The organism is Halocatena halophila (assembly GCA_027563145.1).
Classification (GTDB): Archaea; Halobacteriota; Halobacteria; order Halobacteriales; family Haloarculaceae; genus Halocatena; species Halocatena halophila.
Genome location: CP071306.1, coordinates 2,040,052 through 2,055,462, shown reverse-complemented (window position 1 = coordinate 2,055,462; position 15,411 = coordinate 2,040,052). Strand labels below are relative to the sequence as shown.

General features: G+C 56.6%; 16 protein-coding genes. 7 read left to right on the top strand and 9 right to left on the bottom strand.

Annotated elements, in window-relative coordinates:
- Positions 1-835: 835 nt before the first annotated feature.
- The 7 genes from JXQ78_RS10975 to JXQ78_RS10945 form a co-directional block, all read right to left on the bottom strand.
- A complete protein-coding gene (locus JXQ78_RS10975) occupies positions 836-1,174 on the bottom strand; it encodes a hypothetical protein (protein ID WP_330630804.1) in 339 nt (112 codons plus the stop codon).
- 854 nt (positions 1,175-2,028) lie between these two features.
- Positions 2,029-2,238 carry a hypothetical protein gene (locus JXQ78_RS10970; protein WP_330630803.1) on the bottom strand — a complete coding sequence of 70 codons (210 nt, stop codon included), beginning with the start codon at positions 2,236-2,238 and terminating at the stop codon, positions 2,029-2,031.
- A gap of 78 nt (positions 2,239-2,316) precedes the next feature.
- A complete protein-coding gene (gene hemL / locus JXQ78_RS10965; RefSeq protein ID WP_330630802.1) occupies positions 2,317-3,657 on the bottom strand; it encodes a glutamate-1-semialdehyde 2,1-aminomutase in 1,341 nt (446 codons plus the stop codon).
- A 52-nt stretch (positions 3,658-3,709) separates the two neighbouring features.
- Entirely contained in the window at positions 3,710-4,702 is a 993-nt protein-coding gene (hemB, locus tag JXQ78_RS10960) for a porphobilinogen synthase (RefSeq protein ID WP_330630801.1), read from the bottom strand.
- Positions 4,703-4,754: 52 nt separating this feature from the next.
- A complete protein-coding gene (locus JXQ78_RS10955; protein WP_330630800.1) occupies positions 4,755-5,765 on the bottom strand; it encodes a lipid II:glycine glycyltransferase FemX in 1,011 nt (336 codons plus the stop codon).
- Positions 5,762-7,360 (bottom strand): alkaline phosphatase family protein, encoded by a 1,599-nt coding sequence (locus JXQ78_RS10950; RefSeq protein WP_330630799.1) that lies wholly within the window; start codon positions 7,358-7,360, stop codon positions 5,762-5,764. The genes JXQ78_RS10955 and JXQ78_RS10950 overlap by 4 nt, the downstream gene beginning before the upstream one ends.
- Before the next feature lie 183 nt (positions 7,361-7,543).
- On the bottom strand, positions 7,544-8,224 hold the full coding sequence (locus tag JXQ78_RS10945) for a class I SAM-dependent methyltransferase (RefSeq protein ID WP_330630798.1): 681 nt from the start codon (positions 8,222-8,224) through the stop codon (positions 7,544-7,546).
- A gap of 73 nt (positions 8,225-8,297) precedes the next feature.
- Here JXQ78_RS10945 and JXQ78_RS10940 point away from each other — a divergent pair, with 73 nt between their 5' ends.
- The 7 genes from JXQ78_RS10940 to JXQ78_RS10910 all read left to right on the top strand — a co-directional run bounded on the left by JXQ78_RS10940 (position 8,298) and on the right by JXQ78_RS10910 (position 13,878).
- The gene (locus tag JXQ78_RS10940; RefSeq protein WP_330630797.1) at positions 8,298-8,729 is read left to right on the top strand and encodes a DUF2391 domain-containing protein; all 432 of its coding nucleotides are present in this window, start codon (positions 8,298-8,300) and stop codon (positions 8,727-8,729) included.
- A 90-nt stretch (positions 8,730-8,819) separates the two neighbouring features.
- Positions 8,820-9,344, top strand: coding sequence for an orotate phosphoribosyltransferase (gene pyrE, locus JXQ78_RS10935; RefSeq protein ID WP_330630796.1), 525 nt, complete (start codon positions 8,820-8,822; stop codon positions 9,342-9,344).
- Positions 9,345-9,418: 74 nt separating this feature from the next.
- Complete coding sequence (locus JXQ78_RS10930; protein ID WP_330630795.1) at positions 9,419-10,132, top strand: phosphoribosyltransferase family protein; 714 nt, start codon at positions 9,419-9,421, stop codon at positions 10,130-10,132.
- Positions 10,133-10,229: 97 nt separating this feature from the next.
- Positions 10,230-11,672: an NCS2 family permease gene (locus tag JXQ78_RS10925; RefSeq protein ID WP_330630794.1), complete on the top strand. Its 1,443-nt coding sequence runs from the start codon at positions 10,230-10,232 to the stop codon at positions 11,670-11,672.
- Positions 11,673-11,726: 54 nt separating this feature from the next.
- On the top strand, positions 11,727-11,981 hold the full coding sequence (locus JXQ78_RS10920; protein ID WP_330630793.1) for a glutathione S-transferase N-terminal domain-containing protein: 255 nt from the start codon (positions 11,727-11,729) through the stop codon (positions 11,979-11,981).
- A 69-nt stretch (positions 11,982-12,050) separates the two neighbouring features.
- Positions 12,051-12,788 (top strand): sporulation protein, encoded by a 738-nt coding sequence (locus JXQ78_RS10915; RefSeq protein WP_330630792.1) that lies wholly within the window; start codon positions 12,051-12,053, stop codon positions 12,786-12,788.
- A 322-nt stretch (positions 12,789-13,110) separates the two neighbouring features.
- Positions 13,111-13,878 (top strand): glycosyltransferase, encoded by a 768-nt coding sequence (locus tag JXQ78_RS10910; protein WP_330630791.1) that lies wholly within the window; start codon positions 13,111-13,113, stop codon positions 13,876-13,878.
- 57 nt (positions 13,879-13,935) lie between these two features.
- Here JXQ78_RS10910 and JXQ78_RS10905 read toward each other — a convergent pair whose 3' ends face one another.
- Together JXQ78_RS10905 and JXQ78_RS10900 are read right to left on the bottom strand one after the other, a co-directional pair.
- On the bottom strand, positions 13,936-14,937 hold the full coding sequence (locus JXQ78_RS10905) for a histone deacetylase family protein (protein WP_330630790.1): 1,002 nt from the start codon (positions 14,935-14,937) through the stop codon (positions 13,936-13,938).
- Entirely contained in the window at positions 14,937-15,371 is a 435-nt protein-coding gene (locus JXQ78_RS10900; protein WP_330630789.1) for a histone, read from the bottom strand. The genes JXQ78_RS10905 and JXQ78_RS10900 overlap by 1 nt, the downstream gene beginning before the upstream one ends.
- Positions 15,372-15,411: the final 40 nt, after the last annotated feature.

Sequence of the window (15,411 nt, the reverse complement as noted above, 5' to 3'; positions counted from 1 at the left end):
ATTCCATTTCTCTGATAATTCATTGTTGTGGTTCAGAGGTGGATGTTCGGAATATGTCTTCTGGCTCAATCTGTGCACTGGTAGACAGTACAATACTATGGTAGCGTCAGATGGCACTATTGCCACCTGTTCATACGTATTCGAGAGGGTCTTCTTACAACGGTGTTTGAGCGATCTCCAGGCTCCTCTTTTGGAGAATCTGAGTGTAGTGAGGGACTATCGGTAAGATATGTAATTGTATTCTAGAGTATAATAATTTCACATCAGGCTTTATCCGAAGTGATGCAATGACCCCTGTAGCGTGCCAAGAATTCATATAGACGTGATACCAGTACCCTCTCCATCAAAGCTGCTCGAGACTGTATCTAGTATGTATACACATGAGTACGTCAATCCGGGTCTCCGATAGCACCAAACGGATGCTGGAAGCTCGAAACGGGAGGACGAAACGTTTGACGAGCTCCTCGCCCGCCTCGCACAGAGCGAGCGGCCCATCGCCATCGGTGCATGGCGTGCGAACGAGGCCGACTACGCACGGACAGCCGTGAAACGCTCCCGGGAGAGCTTCGAACCCTTCCATCGGAGGTTTTCGGCTCCTATTCGATTGTACCAGGCTAATACAAATAATGTGATATCCTCCGACCTGAAGTCTACCATTCTCCTTTATGATTAATTGCTCCGATGACTACATTCATATGGCGTCAACGTTGATTAACGAGTACCAATGGAGTTTGACGAATTCAAGCAAGTCCTTGAAGAACAGATGGGCGACCGCTCCCAGCTCAGCAGGGACTCGCACGACATTGGGCGCAAACTCGCACATCTCCCCGATTAGCTACGCATTTTTTCGTAACCGATCACCGAACGCTCGTTTTCCATCGTCCGTTTCTTGCTGTAAGTGAGTGGCGTCAGCCGCTTCAAGCGCTGTTTCAACGAATTTGCGGGTTCGGTCGAGATGGCGATCGGCGTAGTAGCTCCGGTGATCCGCTCGATCGGTGTCGATCTCCCAGAGAGTAATCTGGATCCCTTCTTTGCGCTCAGCGCACTCATACCCGTACTGGTGAGCCCACTGCAGCAATGGAAGCTGATTTCGAAGGGTGAGGATTCGTTTTGAGTCGTAAATGAACTCGCGAACCCACTTGTACCACTGATCTTCCTCACCGGTAGCTGGCATCGCAAACTCTCCATCGTAAGAAGTGAGATATCGGTCAAGGAGTCCGATTCCAGTTCGGTGAGTCGAACATCATCGATTCGAACTCGATGAGCACCGGCGCGTTGTGATTATCTATATTTTCCAAAAATCCAACATTTATAACAGTAGTAAAGTATGATCATGGTGAAGAAACAACACTCCCAAACAAAAAATCCACACCGATCTTATCAATAACTCAATGTCCATAATTCGTCGCTGTATCCATATCGAAGTTTTATAACGTGGGAATAAATTACCAAGAGTATAGTGTAATATAACGGACGAAATAATTGGCCATCCTAAGAAAACACGAACAGCATCTACTATGTATATAATCCAATGCGATATTGGTTTAGTATCTGATATTCCGTCCGCTACTTCCAACATCAACGCGAGTATACAAACTACAAAGATTAGGACATTTGATGGAGAAACAAAAAATGGATATAAAATAAACTCCGAGGATTCACCAACCAGGAGTAATGAAATAATAATGGCAGAAGCGACATAACATCCCGCAGCAGTAATCGTTATCCAAAATGAAATATCGACAAAAGACGATCTTGTCAGTTTGGGGAACGTTTCCCTTTTGACACTCTCTTTTATATACCATGAGAGAGAATATATAAGCACGAAGAATGGAAACACAAGCTCTCTTCGTGGACGAAAAATTGATGCAAGATCCATACTAAACAATAACAGTTAACTAACTTACATCCACTACTATTTACATATAATAATCGATGTATGAACCTACAAACCAAACTGCTTAATTCACTGGTGGGCGGTCATATTGTGCTGTTCCAACACCAAGCCCACCAACGAGGAGATCGAACTTACATATTGAACAGTCCGGCCACAAGCAACAGCAGTCCCACGATTAAGCCAACAAATCCGATCACTCCCAGGAAGGGAGCCCCGCCATCTGAGGTGTAGAAGGTTGCCCCAGTCGAGAGCAACGCTGCACCCACGACCAGCCACTTCAGTTCACGAACGTCGTTCTCATCCATTGCTACGCGATGAACGGCCCACGGTGAACAAGACATCGAAATCACACATCATCTGGACCACACCCCCTCAGAAGATCCACACAGCAAGTGAACCCAAATCGATATTCCCAACGCTCAGCCGAAAAACGCCTTGTAGGCCTCAAGCGTGTCCTCGATATCGGCCGCTGTGTGGGCGTTGCTGATGAACTGGCTCTCGAACTGATTGACGGTGAAAAAGACGCCTTCTTCTTTCATTGCCGGCCAGAACAGCCGCTCCCACCGATCAGTTTCGGCGTTGGCAACGTCAGCCGCGGTTTTCGGACAGCCGCCATACCGTGGACACGCCTTGTCCTGCACGCAGCCATCATCGCACTCGCCGCTCTGAGCGGCCGTGTTGGCGCGCGTAAAGATCGTTTTGAACATGCTGTCGGTGCCGACCACCGTGTATTCGGGGGCGCGATCGGCGATTATGTCACGAATGCCGCTCCGGAGCTGCTCGCCGAGCGCGTTGATGTGGCTGTACACGTCGTTTTCGGCGGCGTATTCGAGCGTCGCCAGCCCGGCCGCCATCGTCACCGGATGCCCGGAGAACGTCCCGGACTGGAACACCTCACCCGCTGGCGTGAACTCCTGCAGGATCTCCGCGCGTCCGCCAATCGCCCCAACTGGGAATCCACCGCCGATCACCTTCCCGAACGTGGTGAGATCGGGCTCGACACCGAATTTGCCCTGCGCGCACTGAAGGCCACCAACGCGGAAGCCGGTGATCACCTCATCGAAAATGAGCAACGCACCAGCATCATCACAGAGCTCCCGGAGCGCCTGATGATACTCATCGACCGGCTCGACAATGCCGGCGTTGCCAAGAATCGGCTCAACGATGACGGCGGCGATCTCGTCGCCGCGCTCTGAGAGAACGGTTCGAATGGCTTCTTCGTCGTTGAACGGAACCGGAATCGTGTGCTCGGCAAAGGCGTCCGGAATGCCCGGCGAGGAGGGCTTCGATCCATCCGGCGAGCCATCGACGAGCGTCGAGGGCTGAGCACCGTGATAGCCACCGTCGATCATCACGATGGTGTCGCGATCAGTGTAGCCGCGTGCCAGCCGAACCGCCGAACTTGTGGCCTCAGTGCCGCTGTTGACGAATCTGAGCATCTCCACGCTGGCAACGTTGCGCGTGATGAACTCACCGAGTTCGACGCCCACCTCAGTCGGAGCGCCGTACATCGGACCGTCGCTCGCGGCCGACTGAATCGCGGCACCCACCGACTCGGGGAGCGTATGTCCGAGCAAGAGCGGGCCATAGCCCATCACATAATCGATGTAGCGATTGCCATCAGCGTCGATGACGTGTGCGCCGTCACCGCGTTCGACGAAAAACGGATACGGCCGAACGGCCCTGACCGACGAGTTGACCCCGTCGGGAAACACCGAAAGCGCACGATCGTACAGCGTCCGCGACTGCTCGTGGTTCATAGGCGGGCGTTCGCTCGAACTCCCTAAAGGTGTTTCTGGACGGGATCGTAGATTACGCCGGCAACGACGGTGCGAGTTGCTCTGCGAAATAGGAGAGAATGAGATCTGCACCGGCGCGTTTGATCGACAGCAACGACTCGTGGGCACTCGCCTCCAGATCGAGCCAGCCACGATCGGCCGCCGCCTGGAGCATGGCGTACTCGCCGCTCACGTTGTACGCCGCAACCGGCTGTGAGAATTCCGCGTCGATCTCGCTGATGATATCGAGATACGGAAGCGCTGGCTTGATCATGAGTACGTCTGCGCCTTGCTCGACGTCGAGACGGACCTCTTCGAGTGCTTCTGTGGTGTTTGCCGGATCCATCTGGTAGTGGCGACGATCGCCGAACGCCGGCGCGCCGTCTGCCGCGTCGCGAAACGGCCCGTAGAACGAGCTCTCGTATTTTGCGGCGTAGCTCATGATCGGCACGGACGCGTAACCGGCACCATCCAACGTGTCCCTGATTGCGCCAACCATGCCGTCGGTCATGCTCGATGGGGCAACCATATCCGCCCCGGCGTCTGCGTGTGACACCGCGATCTCGCCGAGTCGATCAAGCGTCGGATCGTTGGCGACCGTGAGCGTCCCATCGTTTCGTGCGTCGGGTTCGAGAATCCCACAGTGGCCGTGATCGGTGTACTCACACATACACACATCAGTGATCACGGTGGCAGTCGTCTCCGTGGTGATCGCACGCGTTGCGCGCTGTACGACGCCGTCGTCGGCCCACGCGCGTGTCCCCTCGGCGTCTTTTGACGCCGGAATCCCGAAGATGATCACCGTCTCGATACCACTCGAAAGGACCTCTTCAACGCGAGCAGTTGCCTCCTCGACAGGAACGCGCTCGTGGCCCGGCATCGACGGGATCGCAACCCGTTCGTCGGTGGTTGCGTCCACGAAAATCGGCGCAATCAGATCGCTCGCGTGGAGTGTCGTTTCGCTGACGAGATTCCGGAGACCATCCCGACGCAGACGGCGTGGACGGCGTGTCAGATCGTGCTCCATGTCGGGGGTACGCAGTCATTCCAGTTGCACCTATCGACTCGTTGGCGAGCTCCTATACGGAGAGGAGTCGCTTGATCGAGCTGGCCGCACTGAGCGCAGATGAGCGACGCCTCGCAACGTAATACTCCGTGGGCGTTGGATCAAACTTTGCCTTGTATCGACAGAGCCGCGGGAGATTCGCGCCAACGAGATCGTATCGTTCGAAGCCACGCGCCTTCGCGTCAGTCATGATCTCCCAATCGAGAATGGCGTTGCTCTCGAGCGGACCGTCCGGTTTCGCACCGCCCTGCCACCGATAGATCGTCTCGCCGTGAGCGAGTGTGATCATTCCGCCCACAGGCCGACCATCCGCACGAACCCCATAGACCGTCATGGCGGTATCCGGCAGTCGATCCGCAAGTCGCTCGACGAAATCGACCGACAGCGCATATGTTTTGCCCTGCTGGCGATGTCGGTCGGCCACGCCCTCGATGATGGTAGCGATTGCACTCCGGTCGCCCGCCTCGATTGAGACGGCAGCCGATCCAGACGAGAACGCTCGAATCGATTTGCGAGCGTCGCGACTGAAACTACCCAGAAGCGCATCCTCTGTGGGCGTGAGCGCGACGTGGTAGGTGTACGACGGCGTAACATCGAAATCTTTCCAGATAAACGGGCGCAAATCGTCGTATTCGGCGACCGTTCGGATATCGATGTACGCTGGCGAAAGCGTCGTGTCGATCCAGTCGAGGGCTCGTTCGACGAACCGTCGGTGACGTCGTTCGCGCTTTCGTTGGGTGAGCTGCGTCGCGTTCAACACCACTGGACCGAGCGAATACACCTCCAGTTCCGGTGGGGAGACGACGAATCGAAACGGTCCCACGGTTCGTTCGAACAGGGGGAGAATGCCAACTGGCTCCTGGCCTTTGAATCCCGCAAGCGTATAGAGCGTGGCGTCCGTTTCCCTGGCAAGTAACTCAAGGGCCTCGTAGTAGTGAAACGGCGAGGCATTCGGTGCTCGATCGACGTAGCTGTTCCAGTCCTCTGCGTCTGTCGCAGTCAGGGATGTAAGTTCAATACTCATGTGCGGTCAAGATAGCCAAGCGTTGCGAGTCGATCCGCGACGGCGCCATCGCCACCACGCGTGTCCGATTCATCCGTTTCGTACGGTGGATACGACTGGGGAGCAACCGGTTCGACAATCGGGAGCACGGTCCCGTCCATTCGATCTGACGGTGGAATCTCGAGCGCTGAGAGCACTGTCGGCGCAACGTCGAACAGGTGCGGAGAGATTCGTGCGTGTTCGATGTCCGTTCCCGCAGCGATGAATATCCCCTCGCGCTTGTGGTTCCACGGTTGCCCCGGTGGACCGAACGGTTCGGCGAGTAGATCGGCCGTGAGAAAATGGTTGTACTCGTTCGGAATGGTGACGATGTCGACCGCCTCGTCGGCGTACGGTCCATCGAAAAATTCCTCACGGGGGCCAACCCTCTCGAACACGGGCTCACCCCCTGGCGTCTTGACTCCTGACAACAGCTCGATAAGGGACGATCGGACCGCGTCGTACTCCTCTGGGGCGACGACGCCAGCAGGATCGCGCCCCTCGAGATTGATGCGAACCCCAAGTTCGATTCTGGCGCGCATAAACGCCCTCGACGACGGAAAATCGATCTGGCGCTGTCCCGCCCGAACGAGTCCGTCGGGGACGATCGACGCGACCGTGTCCGTCAGTCCAGCTCGATCAAGGAGCCGTCCAACACGTCGGGTCGTGATCCCCACGCGAGAGAGCGCAGCCCCAATGTGAGTGAGTAGTTCTGGTGATGCACTCGTATCATCTCCGCCAGAGCGGAGTTGTCCGTCACGAATCGGTTCCCACGAGGGCATCCCAGCGCCGCTTTCGGTCGTCTCGACGTAGCCATGCCGCTCTAAAAACGTGTTCATCCGAAAACCCACACCGGTGTACTCGCCGATCCCGTGATCGCTGACCACGAACACGGTGTTCGGATCGAACTGATCGAGCGTCCGTTCGATCTCGGTGTCGACGCGCTCGTAGATGGCTTCCACGAGCGTGTGATCACCTGGATGTTCGTGAAACACCGTGTCCGTCGCCTGAAACTGAAGAAATCCAAACGACGGATCGTACTGCTCGGCCAGATACCGAAACGCAGCGCCACGCTGGCCGACGAGTTCCGTGTACGCATCCGGATTCGTAGTGCCATCGCGGTCGGGATAGAGCTGATAGGGGCCGATCGCGTCGGTCACCGCTTTGAGCACGCCAGGGGGATGACAGTCCGGGGATTCGGGAGCCGTATAGCCGGGGAGCAACGCACCGTCGAACGACGATGGCGGGTGCGTTACCGGAACGTTCACCACCACACTGGTCTCGTCGTGGTAATCAAGCAGTTCCCAGAGCGCGTGTTCGCGGACCTGCTCGGCGCTGATGACATCCCAGTCGTAGCCCTCGTAGTGAAGAAAGCTGAACACACCGTGTTTGCCGGGGTTGACGCCCGTGTAGATCGACGGCCACATCGCGGGAGTCCACGGTGGGACGTGTGATTCGAGCGGCACGGCCACACCGTCAGCGAGCAACGACGAGAGTGCCGGGAGCCGGTCGTCCGCGAACAACGGCTCGAGAATCCTGCGACACGCTGCGTCGATGCCGATAAGGAGAACGTCCATCAGCACTCAGCGCCCGCATCAATCCGGACACGAAATCGCCCCTGGCAATGATCGCCAGCTCTGCTCTTTGCAATCCGGTCAGTCTCATCGCATAACAACAGCGTCCCTGCTCGTAAAGCGACAGCCATGACGTTGGTTCGTAGGTCAACCGCCGCGACTATAAACTATGTTACTGGTTACCATTCAGTGTGCTACGCCAACAGTGAGTAGCGTACCAAACTCCCTGAATCGCTCAACCATCGCCTCGCGAGTATCGAATTCCTCTGTCGGAAACGCATCTTTTGGTGGGATATCGGTCTCTGTGTCCGGAATCATGTCCTGCTGGGCGACCGAAAGCCCAGCCGCTTCGAACGCCGATCGATACTCATTGCGTGACCAGCGTGTCATATCGATGCTGATCGTTTCTTGCCAGTGGTGTGAATGGACGTTCTCCTCGTAATAATTGACTGCACAGTAGAACGTCCCACCGGGGGTGAGCACACGCTCGATCTCTGAGAGCGTCTGCTCGGGTGATGTGGCGTAGTAGAACGCCTCCATCGACCAGACGTGATCGATCGAGTTGTTAGCAAACGGGAGCGAATCGAAATCGCCACAGAGATAGCCAATCCGCGGATCGTCCGTATACGAACTGGCGTTCTGTAGCATCTCCGGTGAGCCGTCTAGTCCGTACGCACGGACGACGCCCGCGGTATCACGCAGAGCTCTGAGTGCGTAACCCGATCCCGTCCCAAGGTCCAACACCACACTGTCTGATTCCACAGGCAAACGTGCCAGTGCATGCTTTGCGGTGTTCCAATGTCGATCTTCCATCCCCCGGTCACGCCCCGCGGCGGCCCAGGCATCGAACTCCTCTCTGACACCCATGCGTGTGCTCGGGCTTTGGACGAAAAAACTCGTTCGACACAGCGTATATACCACCGGCCACCCCAGGACAGCTATGCCCAATCGTCCACCACGATACCGAGCGGCCGACACTGCCCAGCAGCTGATCGGTGGCTTTCTGCTCGCCGGTCCGTTCGTCGTCACTGAAGAGGTGTGGATGCTTGCCGTACGGATGGGCTGGCTCAACGGGCTGGGGACCGCCGCCGTCGTCGTCACGATCGGCTACACGGCGCTGTATGGTGCAGACGCCAAGAGAGATCCCGAGATCGAATCCGACCTCGGGGGCGTTCCGCTGCGATTCGTCTCGCTACTCGCCGTCGCATTTGGCTCGGTCATCTTGCTCGTCGTGTTGTTTGATGCGCCATCGACCTTTTTCGCGGCACTCGACGTTCCACCGGAACAGCGCCCTGGCACGCTCTTTCGAGTTATCTGTGTGGGGTCGGTGTTCAGCGTCGTTGGGGCGGCAACCGCCGACAGCGTCTTTTGATACCACCACCCACGTGGCGTCAAACCGTACCCCTTCGTTTCGAGTGGAATGTCTCGGTCCACTTAACACGCCAGCAACCAGAGTGGCTGTATGACCGGAGCGACCGACGAACTGATTTCAGCGCTCACTGATGCTGATGCGGTCAAGTTTGGCGAATTCGAACTCGCCCACGGTGGGACCAGCGACTACTACGTGGATAAATACCTGTTCGAAACGGATCCACACTGTCTCGACGTGATCGCAGACGGGTTTGCCGACCGACTAGAGGGGAAGCTGCCAGCCGGCGTGGCACTCGGTGCAGTGCCGCTGGTTGCTGCGACGAGCCTGAAAGCCCAGTCGCCGTATATCATCGTCAGAAAGCAGGCCAAAGAATACGGAACGGCAAACAGAATCGAAGGACAGTTCGAGGCCGGCCAGGAGGTCGTGGTGCTCGAAGACATCGCAACCACCGGAACGAGCGCGCTCGAGGCTGCCAAGGCGCTCCGAGACGCCGGCGCAGTCGTTAATCGAGTGCTCGTCGTTGTTGATCGCCAGGAAGGTGCGACCGAACGGCTCGCTGAAGCCGATCTCGAACTCGAAGCGCTCGTTACTGCCGACGCGCTGCTCGAGCAGTAACACTACACGAAGGTGGATATTTTTCGTTGTTACCGAATCGATAACCCCAAAGCTGTGCATTCCCGAGCGAGGCTATGAACCGCGCAGAGAAAGCGACCCTCCAGTTGCGTGCGGTTGCCGTGCTCAGAATGCTCAAAGAGACCCGCACGTACGACGAACTGGCCGACACCACCGGATTTCCGGCCGGTGATCTAAATCGATACGTCAACGGCCACGTGCTCCCCGGCGTTGATCGGGCACAGTCGTTGCTCGCCTCGATCGGCCCCAACGAGATAGCTCACGAACTAGAGCGCCGGATCGAACGCGACGAAGAAGGATACATCGATAACTCCGCCATCGTCTTCGATCAGCGACTGTTGGATCTGATTGCGCCGATTGCAGCCGAACAGTTTGCACTCGAATCGCCCGATGTCGTATTGACCGCCGCAACCGACGGAATCACTTTCGGGAGCGCCATTGCCCGATATTTCGACGCGAACATCGCGTATGCGAAAAAGTCCAAAGAAACGGCCGTCGAACAGTTCATCGAAGCCCGGTCACGACTCCAGAGCGGCATCGAGCTCACGTACTATCTCCCCGCTCGCGCCATCGACCGGGACGAACGCGTCCTCATCGTTGATGATCTGATTCGTTCGGGCGAAACACAGGAACTGCTGCTGGACATCGCCGAACACGCCCAGGCCACCGTCTGTGGTGTCTGTACGCTCATTGCTGTCGGCTCCGACGGCATCGACATTGCCAGGGATCGAACCAACGCACCAGTTGGATCGCTGCTCACCATCGAATAGTCCGACAACGCATAAATATCCACGAACGTGTATAGAAATTGCATTTTTGGATAGTAATATTTAACTGTCTTGTTTGACTTATGCTTATTCATCCAACATGGCCAGATCATCCGACAGTTCCTCGTTCTTCGATCTCTCGGGCCACGACACGGACGTGGGAACCGAGATACTCGCTGGATTCACGACGTTTCTGACGATGTCGTACATCGTCGTGGTGAACCCACAGATCATGGGAGCAGCGATCGATCTGGGACCGCACACCCAGGAGCTGCTCACGGTCGTGACGATGCTCTCTGCGGGGATTGCGTGTCTTGCGATGGGAATCGTCTCGAACCGACCGTTCGCACTCGCACCGGGGCTCGGACTGAACGCGTTTTTCGCGTTCACGGTTGTCAACGGAATGGGGATCCCCTGGCAGACGGCACTCGCGGCGATCGTCGTTGAGGGTGTGATCTTCGGGATTTTGACCGTTGTTGGCGCGCGTCGATACATCATCGAGCTGTTTCCCACGCCAGTCAAGCGCTCGGTTGGTGCGGGTATCGGGCTGTTTCTCGGGCTGATCGGATTGAAAGAGATGCACGTGATGGCCGGTGATGCGAGCACATTCGTTGCGTTCAATCCCGAGTTCGCTGCGGATCCAGTGGCGATCATCGCCATTCTCGGACTGTTCGGGACGTTGGCGCTCTATGCCCGAGGCATTCGTGGTTCGATCATCATCGGTATTCTTGGAACAACCGTGGTGAGCTACGTGGCGGCCGCGCTTGGCTATACGCCAGTTGCGAAAACGCCCGAGGGGACAACGCTCTCTTCGGTGGAGCTGGCGCCGATTTCGATCGACCAGCTCGCCACGGATCCACTCGCAGTGCTCGCGTACTCGACTGCAAGCTACGACATCACGCCACTGATCGGTGCGTTTCTCGACGGATTCGCGAACGTCTCTGGGCTTGGATTTGCGCTCGTCGTATTCACATTCTTTTTCGTTGACTTCTTCGACACGGCCGGTACGCTCACCGGTGTCTCACAGGCGGCTGGCTTTCTTGACGACGACGGCAATCTTCCCGGGATGGATCGACCGCTGTTTGCCGACGCAATTGGCACCACGATCGGTGGGATTCTTGGCACCTCCACGGTGACGACGTACATTGAATCCGCTACTGGCGTTGAGGAAGGTGGACGGACCGGGCTAACGGCGATCACGGTTGGACTGTTATTTCTCGCTTCGCTTGCACTCGTTCCGCTGGCAGTCGGCATCCCTAAACACGCCTCGCATATCGCACTCGTCGTTGTTGCGGTGTTCATGCTCCAGGGAATCACCGAAATTGACTGGGACGACTTCACACAGTCCGTCCCAGCAGCACTGACGGTGATCGTGATGCCGTTTACCTTCTCAATCGCCTACGGGATTGCCGCCGGAATCATCTCCTACCCGATCGTCAAGGTTGCGGCCGGAAAACGCGAGGATGTCCATCCCGGTCATCTCGTGTTGCTTTGTCTGTTCGTCGGCTACTTCTGGATACGGACAGGCACACAATTCTTCTGAAGACCGCTTGACATCGTCGGTATTTTATTACACGAGGCGGACGTAATCACACTGATGACATCGATCGAGCTGTACGAGCTGGAAGGCTGTCCGTTCTGTGCCAGGGTGAAAGAAACCCTGGACGAACTCGATCTCGAGTACGAGTCACACATGGTGTCACGATCACACGCAGAGCGTGAAACTGTCGAGGAGATCAGCGGACAGACCGGGGTCCCGGTCCTCGTTGATCACGACCACGGCGTTGAGGGACTCCCCGAATCAAGCGACATCATCGAATTTCTCGAAGAGACGTACGGCGACGAAGCATAACAAATCAACAGTTGTGGATAATAAGCTCCACAAGTGACTTGTAGGTATATCACTAATAGATAGTAGCAAATGAAGAAAATCCTGACGAGTATCGGTATCGGAGCCGCCACTGTCGATACCGTTTTACCCTCCACTACGGTGACACCAGGAACGACGGTCGACGCGGAAATCTCAATCGAAGGAGGCCAGGCACCGCAGAAGATTTCCGCAATCGAGCTGACGATCGAAACACGCTATCAGACCGATGAAGGATACGTTGAGGCAGAAATTGGGCGCACTCGGCTCGCCGAATCGTTGACGATCGAGCCCGACATGCGAGACGTTCGATCCACGCCGATTGAGATCCCATACCACACGCCAATCACGATCGGGCGGGTCGATGTTTGGCTCGACACCGACCTTGAGATCGACATGGCAGTCGATCCCGAGGACATCGACCAGCTCGTTGTCAATCCCACCCCACGCATGCGTGCGCTGTTCGACGCTGCCGAATCGCTCGGATTCACGCTTGCGAATGCGTCCTGTCAGGCCGATCCATACGGCCGATATACAAGCACGCAGTCATTCGTCCAGGAGTTCGAGTTTCGGCCGAAACAGGGACCGTTCGTTGGAGCCGTTGACGAAATTGAATTCGTCTGTCAACCAGGCCCGGACGCACTCACGGCATTCATCGAAGTTGATCGCCGGGGAAGTCTCTTCTCCGAACTAACTGACACAGACGAACGACACGAACAACTCATCATCACTGAGACGGAGCCAGAACAGCTCGCTACGAAGCTCGAACCGATCATTCACGATCTCGCCTGAGCAACAACTCAGCAAACGAGCTCTCGGACTGCATGCAGTTGCGTTCGGAAATTTCAATAATACTACTACAATTGGGATTGTTGTAAACTCGTAGGTATCTATACAAGCTATAGATCGTCTTGTGTAGCAACAAACCATCTCTCAGTCATAAAATATCAGTTTTTCATAGACTCTTCTATATCAGACATTACCAGAATTTACTTTGCAGATACTGTCGGAATGGATAGCGTGAGCACCGATGGTCGATAGTTCTAGTGGCACTCCATCATCGATATCTGCCGTATTACCGGTCTGCAGTGGAGATTCTCCCCGACAGTTCGATATGGCAATCAAAAGTATCGCAGAACAGACATATGTTCCGGATGAGTTGCTCATCATACAGGATGGGCCCGTCGGCGGAGCCATTGAGACGGTGATTCGCCACTGGGAGCTGGCGTACCCGGGACAGTTCCGGACGCACACGATCGAAACGAATCAAGGACTCGGCAATGCATTGCGCGTTGGCGTCGCCGAGAGCTCCCACGAGATGATCGCTCGAATGGACAGCGACGACATCGCCGTCAGCGACCGAATCGAACGGCAGCGTACGTTTTTGCAGTCGAATCCCGAGATCGATATCGTCGGCGGATATCTGGTGGAGTTTGCCGACGATCCGGAGTCACCGTATGCAGTTCGACAGGTGCCAGAGTCACACGAGGCGATCGAACGGCTCGCCCGATTTCGCAGCCCGATGAATCACGCCACGGTGCTGTTTCGCCGATCGGCCGTCATTGAGGCGGGAAATTACCGAGCGGTCGACCACATGGAAGATTACGATCTATGGGTGCGGATGTTGCAAGCCAACAAGCGATTTGCGAATATTCCCGAAGTGCTGTTGAAAATGCGGGCCGGAACCGCCATGTACAGTCGGCGACGTGGACTGAGCTATCTCAGGCGAGAGATCGAACAGCAGGTCGACTGGTACGAACAAGGATTCATCAATTCGCCTCGGCTGTGTCTTAACCTCTGCATGCGCGTTGGAATTCGGTGTGTTCCGTCCGTCCTCCAAAAGCGTGTGTACGGCCGATATCGCCAGGATGTGCCGGTGTAAGGGGTGCCGTTAGAGCGGTTTCAAGCTAAAACCTCGCTCTTCAGGGCGGGGAGGGTGTCAACGCTCTACTACCAGTTCACGTGCAGTTTCGACAACCGACAGCTCGTTAGGAAGATCCTCGGGTTCCGGTTCCAGTGGTTGTCTGCCATCGAATACATCATGAATCATATAGACGCTATCTGCAAGCGATTCCAGGCCATAGCCACCTTCGAGCACGAACGACAGCGGACACCCGACATCGCTTGCAAGCGAGCGGACCCGATCTGTGAGCACGCCAAAGCCCTCTGTCGTTACCCGCATTCGTGAGATCGGATCGCGTTCGTGGGCGTCAAATCCGGCACTCACGACGATGAGGTCGGGATCGAACCGCTCGATGGCAGGGCGAATTGCACGATCGAACGCAACGAGATATTCGGGATCGCCGCTGCCAGGTGCGAGCGGAAGGTTCAGTGTGGTTCCGGTCCCAGCCCCAGTTCCGATCGCATCCACAGCACCGGTGCCAGGAAATAGCCCCTCCTCGTGGATCGAGGTGTAGAATACGTTTTTGCGGTCGTAAAACGCGTCGTTGGTGCCGTTGCCATGGTGAACGTCCCAGTCGATGATCGCGACGCGATCAACGCGTTCGAGTGCGATCTCGGTGGCGATAGCAGCGTTATTGAAAAAGCAAAAGCCCATGGCATCGTCGGCGACGGCGTGATGTCCGGGGGGTCGACCAAGTGAAAACGGCGTGTTTCGACCACTGGCACCTGACAGTGCAGTTTCGATTGCCCACTCGGCGAGGCCGACGCTCGCAAGTGTGGCCCCCCAGGTGGCCGGAACGGCAATGGTATCGGCGTCCCACTGGCCGCCGCCATCGGCACAGAACGTTGCTACAGCATCGACGTACGCCGAGTCATGAACGAGTTCGCAGTGCTCACGCGGCGCCCTAGAAGCAGCGACGTACTCGACGCCGTGAGCCTTCGAAAGGCGGCGTCGAATCGCCCGCAGTCTGTCCGGTGACTCTGGATGGCGACGCCCGGTGTCGTGTGCCAGACACTCCTCGCGGTAGCCGAATTTCATCAGCAGTACGGTTTGATTTCGAAGTACAGTTCGATGTCTTCGGCTTTGATCGTCCGGCGGCCGGCATGGCGCGCGAACGCAGCACTCGCTCCAGCGATCGAATCCGCATACGCTTCGAGTCGGCTGGCCAGTGCGACGCGGGCGTCCATCGACACTCGATATCGGTCGTCGATGTCGAGACGGGCGATGCGATCGACGGGTGCGATTGGAATCTTTACTTCGGTGCGATCGACCGACGACACGTCGAAATCCTCGGTCATCAACGTCTTTCGGCCGTCCGCTGTGGCTCGTTCGGCGGCCTCAACCGCCAGGGCTGCCCCGTGGTTCTGTATTCGGAGTGCAAGCGCCTCTGCAGCATCCCCACTCACCCGGAGGTTGCCTGCGTTCCGACGGATAACCGCGTCTACCGGGGCAAACGGTAGCTCGACGCTCATAGGCACATACCCGGCTGTCGCAGGCTTAAACGTTCCGCGT

What these genes read in the sequence shown, in the direction of transcription:
- JXQ78_RS10905 (WP_330630790.1), bottom strand. Translation starts at nt 14,937, where the DNA reads ATGAAATTCGGCTACCGCGAGGAGTGTCTGGCACACGACACCGGGCGT.
- JXQ78_RS10920 (WP_330630793.1), top strand. Translation starts at nt 11,727, where the DNA reads ATGACATCGATCGAGCTGTACGAGCTGGAAGGCTGTCCGTTCTGTGCC.
- JXQ78_RS10970 (WP_330630803.1), bottom strand. Translation starts at nt 2,238, where the DNA reads ATGTCTTGTTCACCGTGGGCCGTTCATCGCGTAGCAATGGATGAGAAC.
- pyrE (WP_330630796.1), top strand. Translation starts at nt 8,820, where the DNA reads ATGACCGGAGCGACCGACGAACTGATTTCAGCGCTCACTGATGCTGAT.
- JXQ78_RS10930 (WP_330630795.1), top strand. Translation starts at nt 9,419, where the DNA reads ATGAACCGCGCAGAGAAAGCGACCCTCCAGTTGCGTGCGGTTGCCGTG.
- JXQ78_RS10915 (WP_330630792.1), top strand. Translation starts at nt 12,051, where the DNA reads ATGAAGAAAATCCTGACGAGTATCGGTATCGGAGCCGCCACTGTCGAT.
- JXQ78_RS10900 (WP_330630789.1), bottom strand. Translation starts at nt 15,371, where the DNA reads ATGAGCGTCGAGCTACCGTTTGCCCCGGTAGACGCGGTTATCCGTCGG.
- JXQ78_RS10975 (WP_330630804.1), bottom strand. Translation starts at nt 1,174, where the DNA reads ATGCCAGCTACCGGTGAGGAAGATCAGTGGTACAAGTGGGTTCGCGAG.
- JXQ78_RS10940 (WP_330630797.1), top strand. Translation starts at nt 8,298, where the DNA reads ATGCCCAATCGTCCACCACGATACCGAGCGGCCGACACTGCCCAGCAG.
- JXQ78_RS10950 (WP_330630799.1), bottom strand. Translation starts at nt 7,360, where the DNA reads ATGGACGTTCTCCTTATCGGCATCGACGCAGCGTGTCGCAGGATTCTC.
- hemL (WP_330630802.1), bottom strand. Translation starts at nt 3,657, where the DNA reads ATGAACCACGAGCAGTCGCGGACGCTGTACGATCGTGCGCTTTCGGTG.
- hemB (WP_330630801.1), bottom strand. Translation starts at nt 4,702, where the DNA reads ATGGAGCACGATCTGACACGCCGTCCACGCCGTCTGCGTCGGGATGGT.
- JXQ78_RS10945 (WP_330630798.1), bottom strand. Translation starts at nt 8,224, where the DNA reads ATGGGTGTCAGAGAGGAGTTCGATGCCTGGGCCGCCGCGGGGCGTGAC.
- JXQ78_RS10910 (WP_330630791.1), top strand. Translation starts at nt 13,111, where the DNA reads ATGGCAATCAAAAGTATCGCAGAACAGACATATGTTCCGGATGAGTTG.
- JXQ78_RS10925 (WP_330630794.1), top strand. Translation starts at nt 10,230, where the DNA reads ATGGCCAGATCATCCGACAGTTCCTCGTTCTTCGATCTCTCGGGCCAC.
- JXQ78_RS10955 (WP_330630800.1), bottom strand. Translation starts at nt 5,765, where the DNA reads ATGAGTATTGAACTTACATCCCTGACTGCGACAGACGCAGAGGACTGG.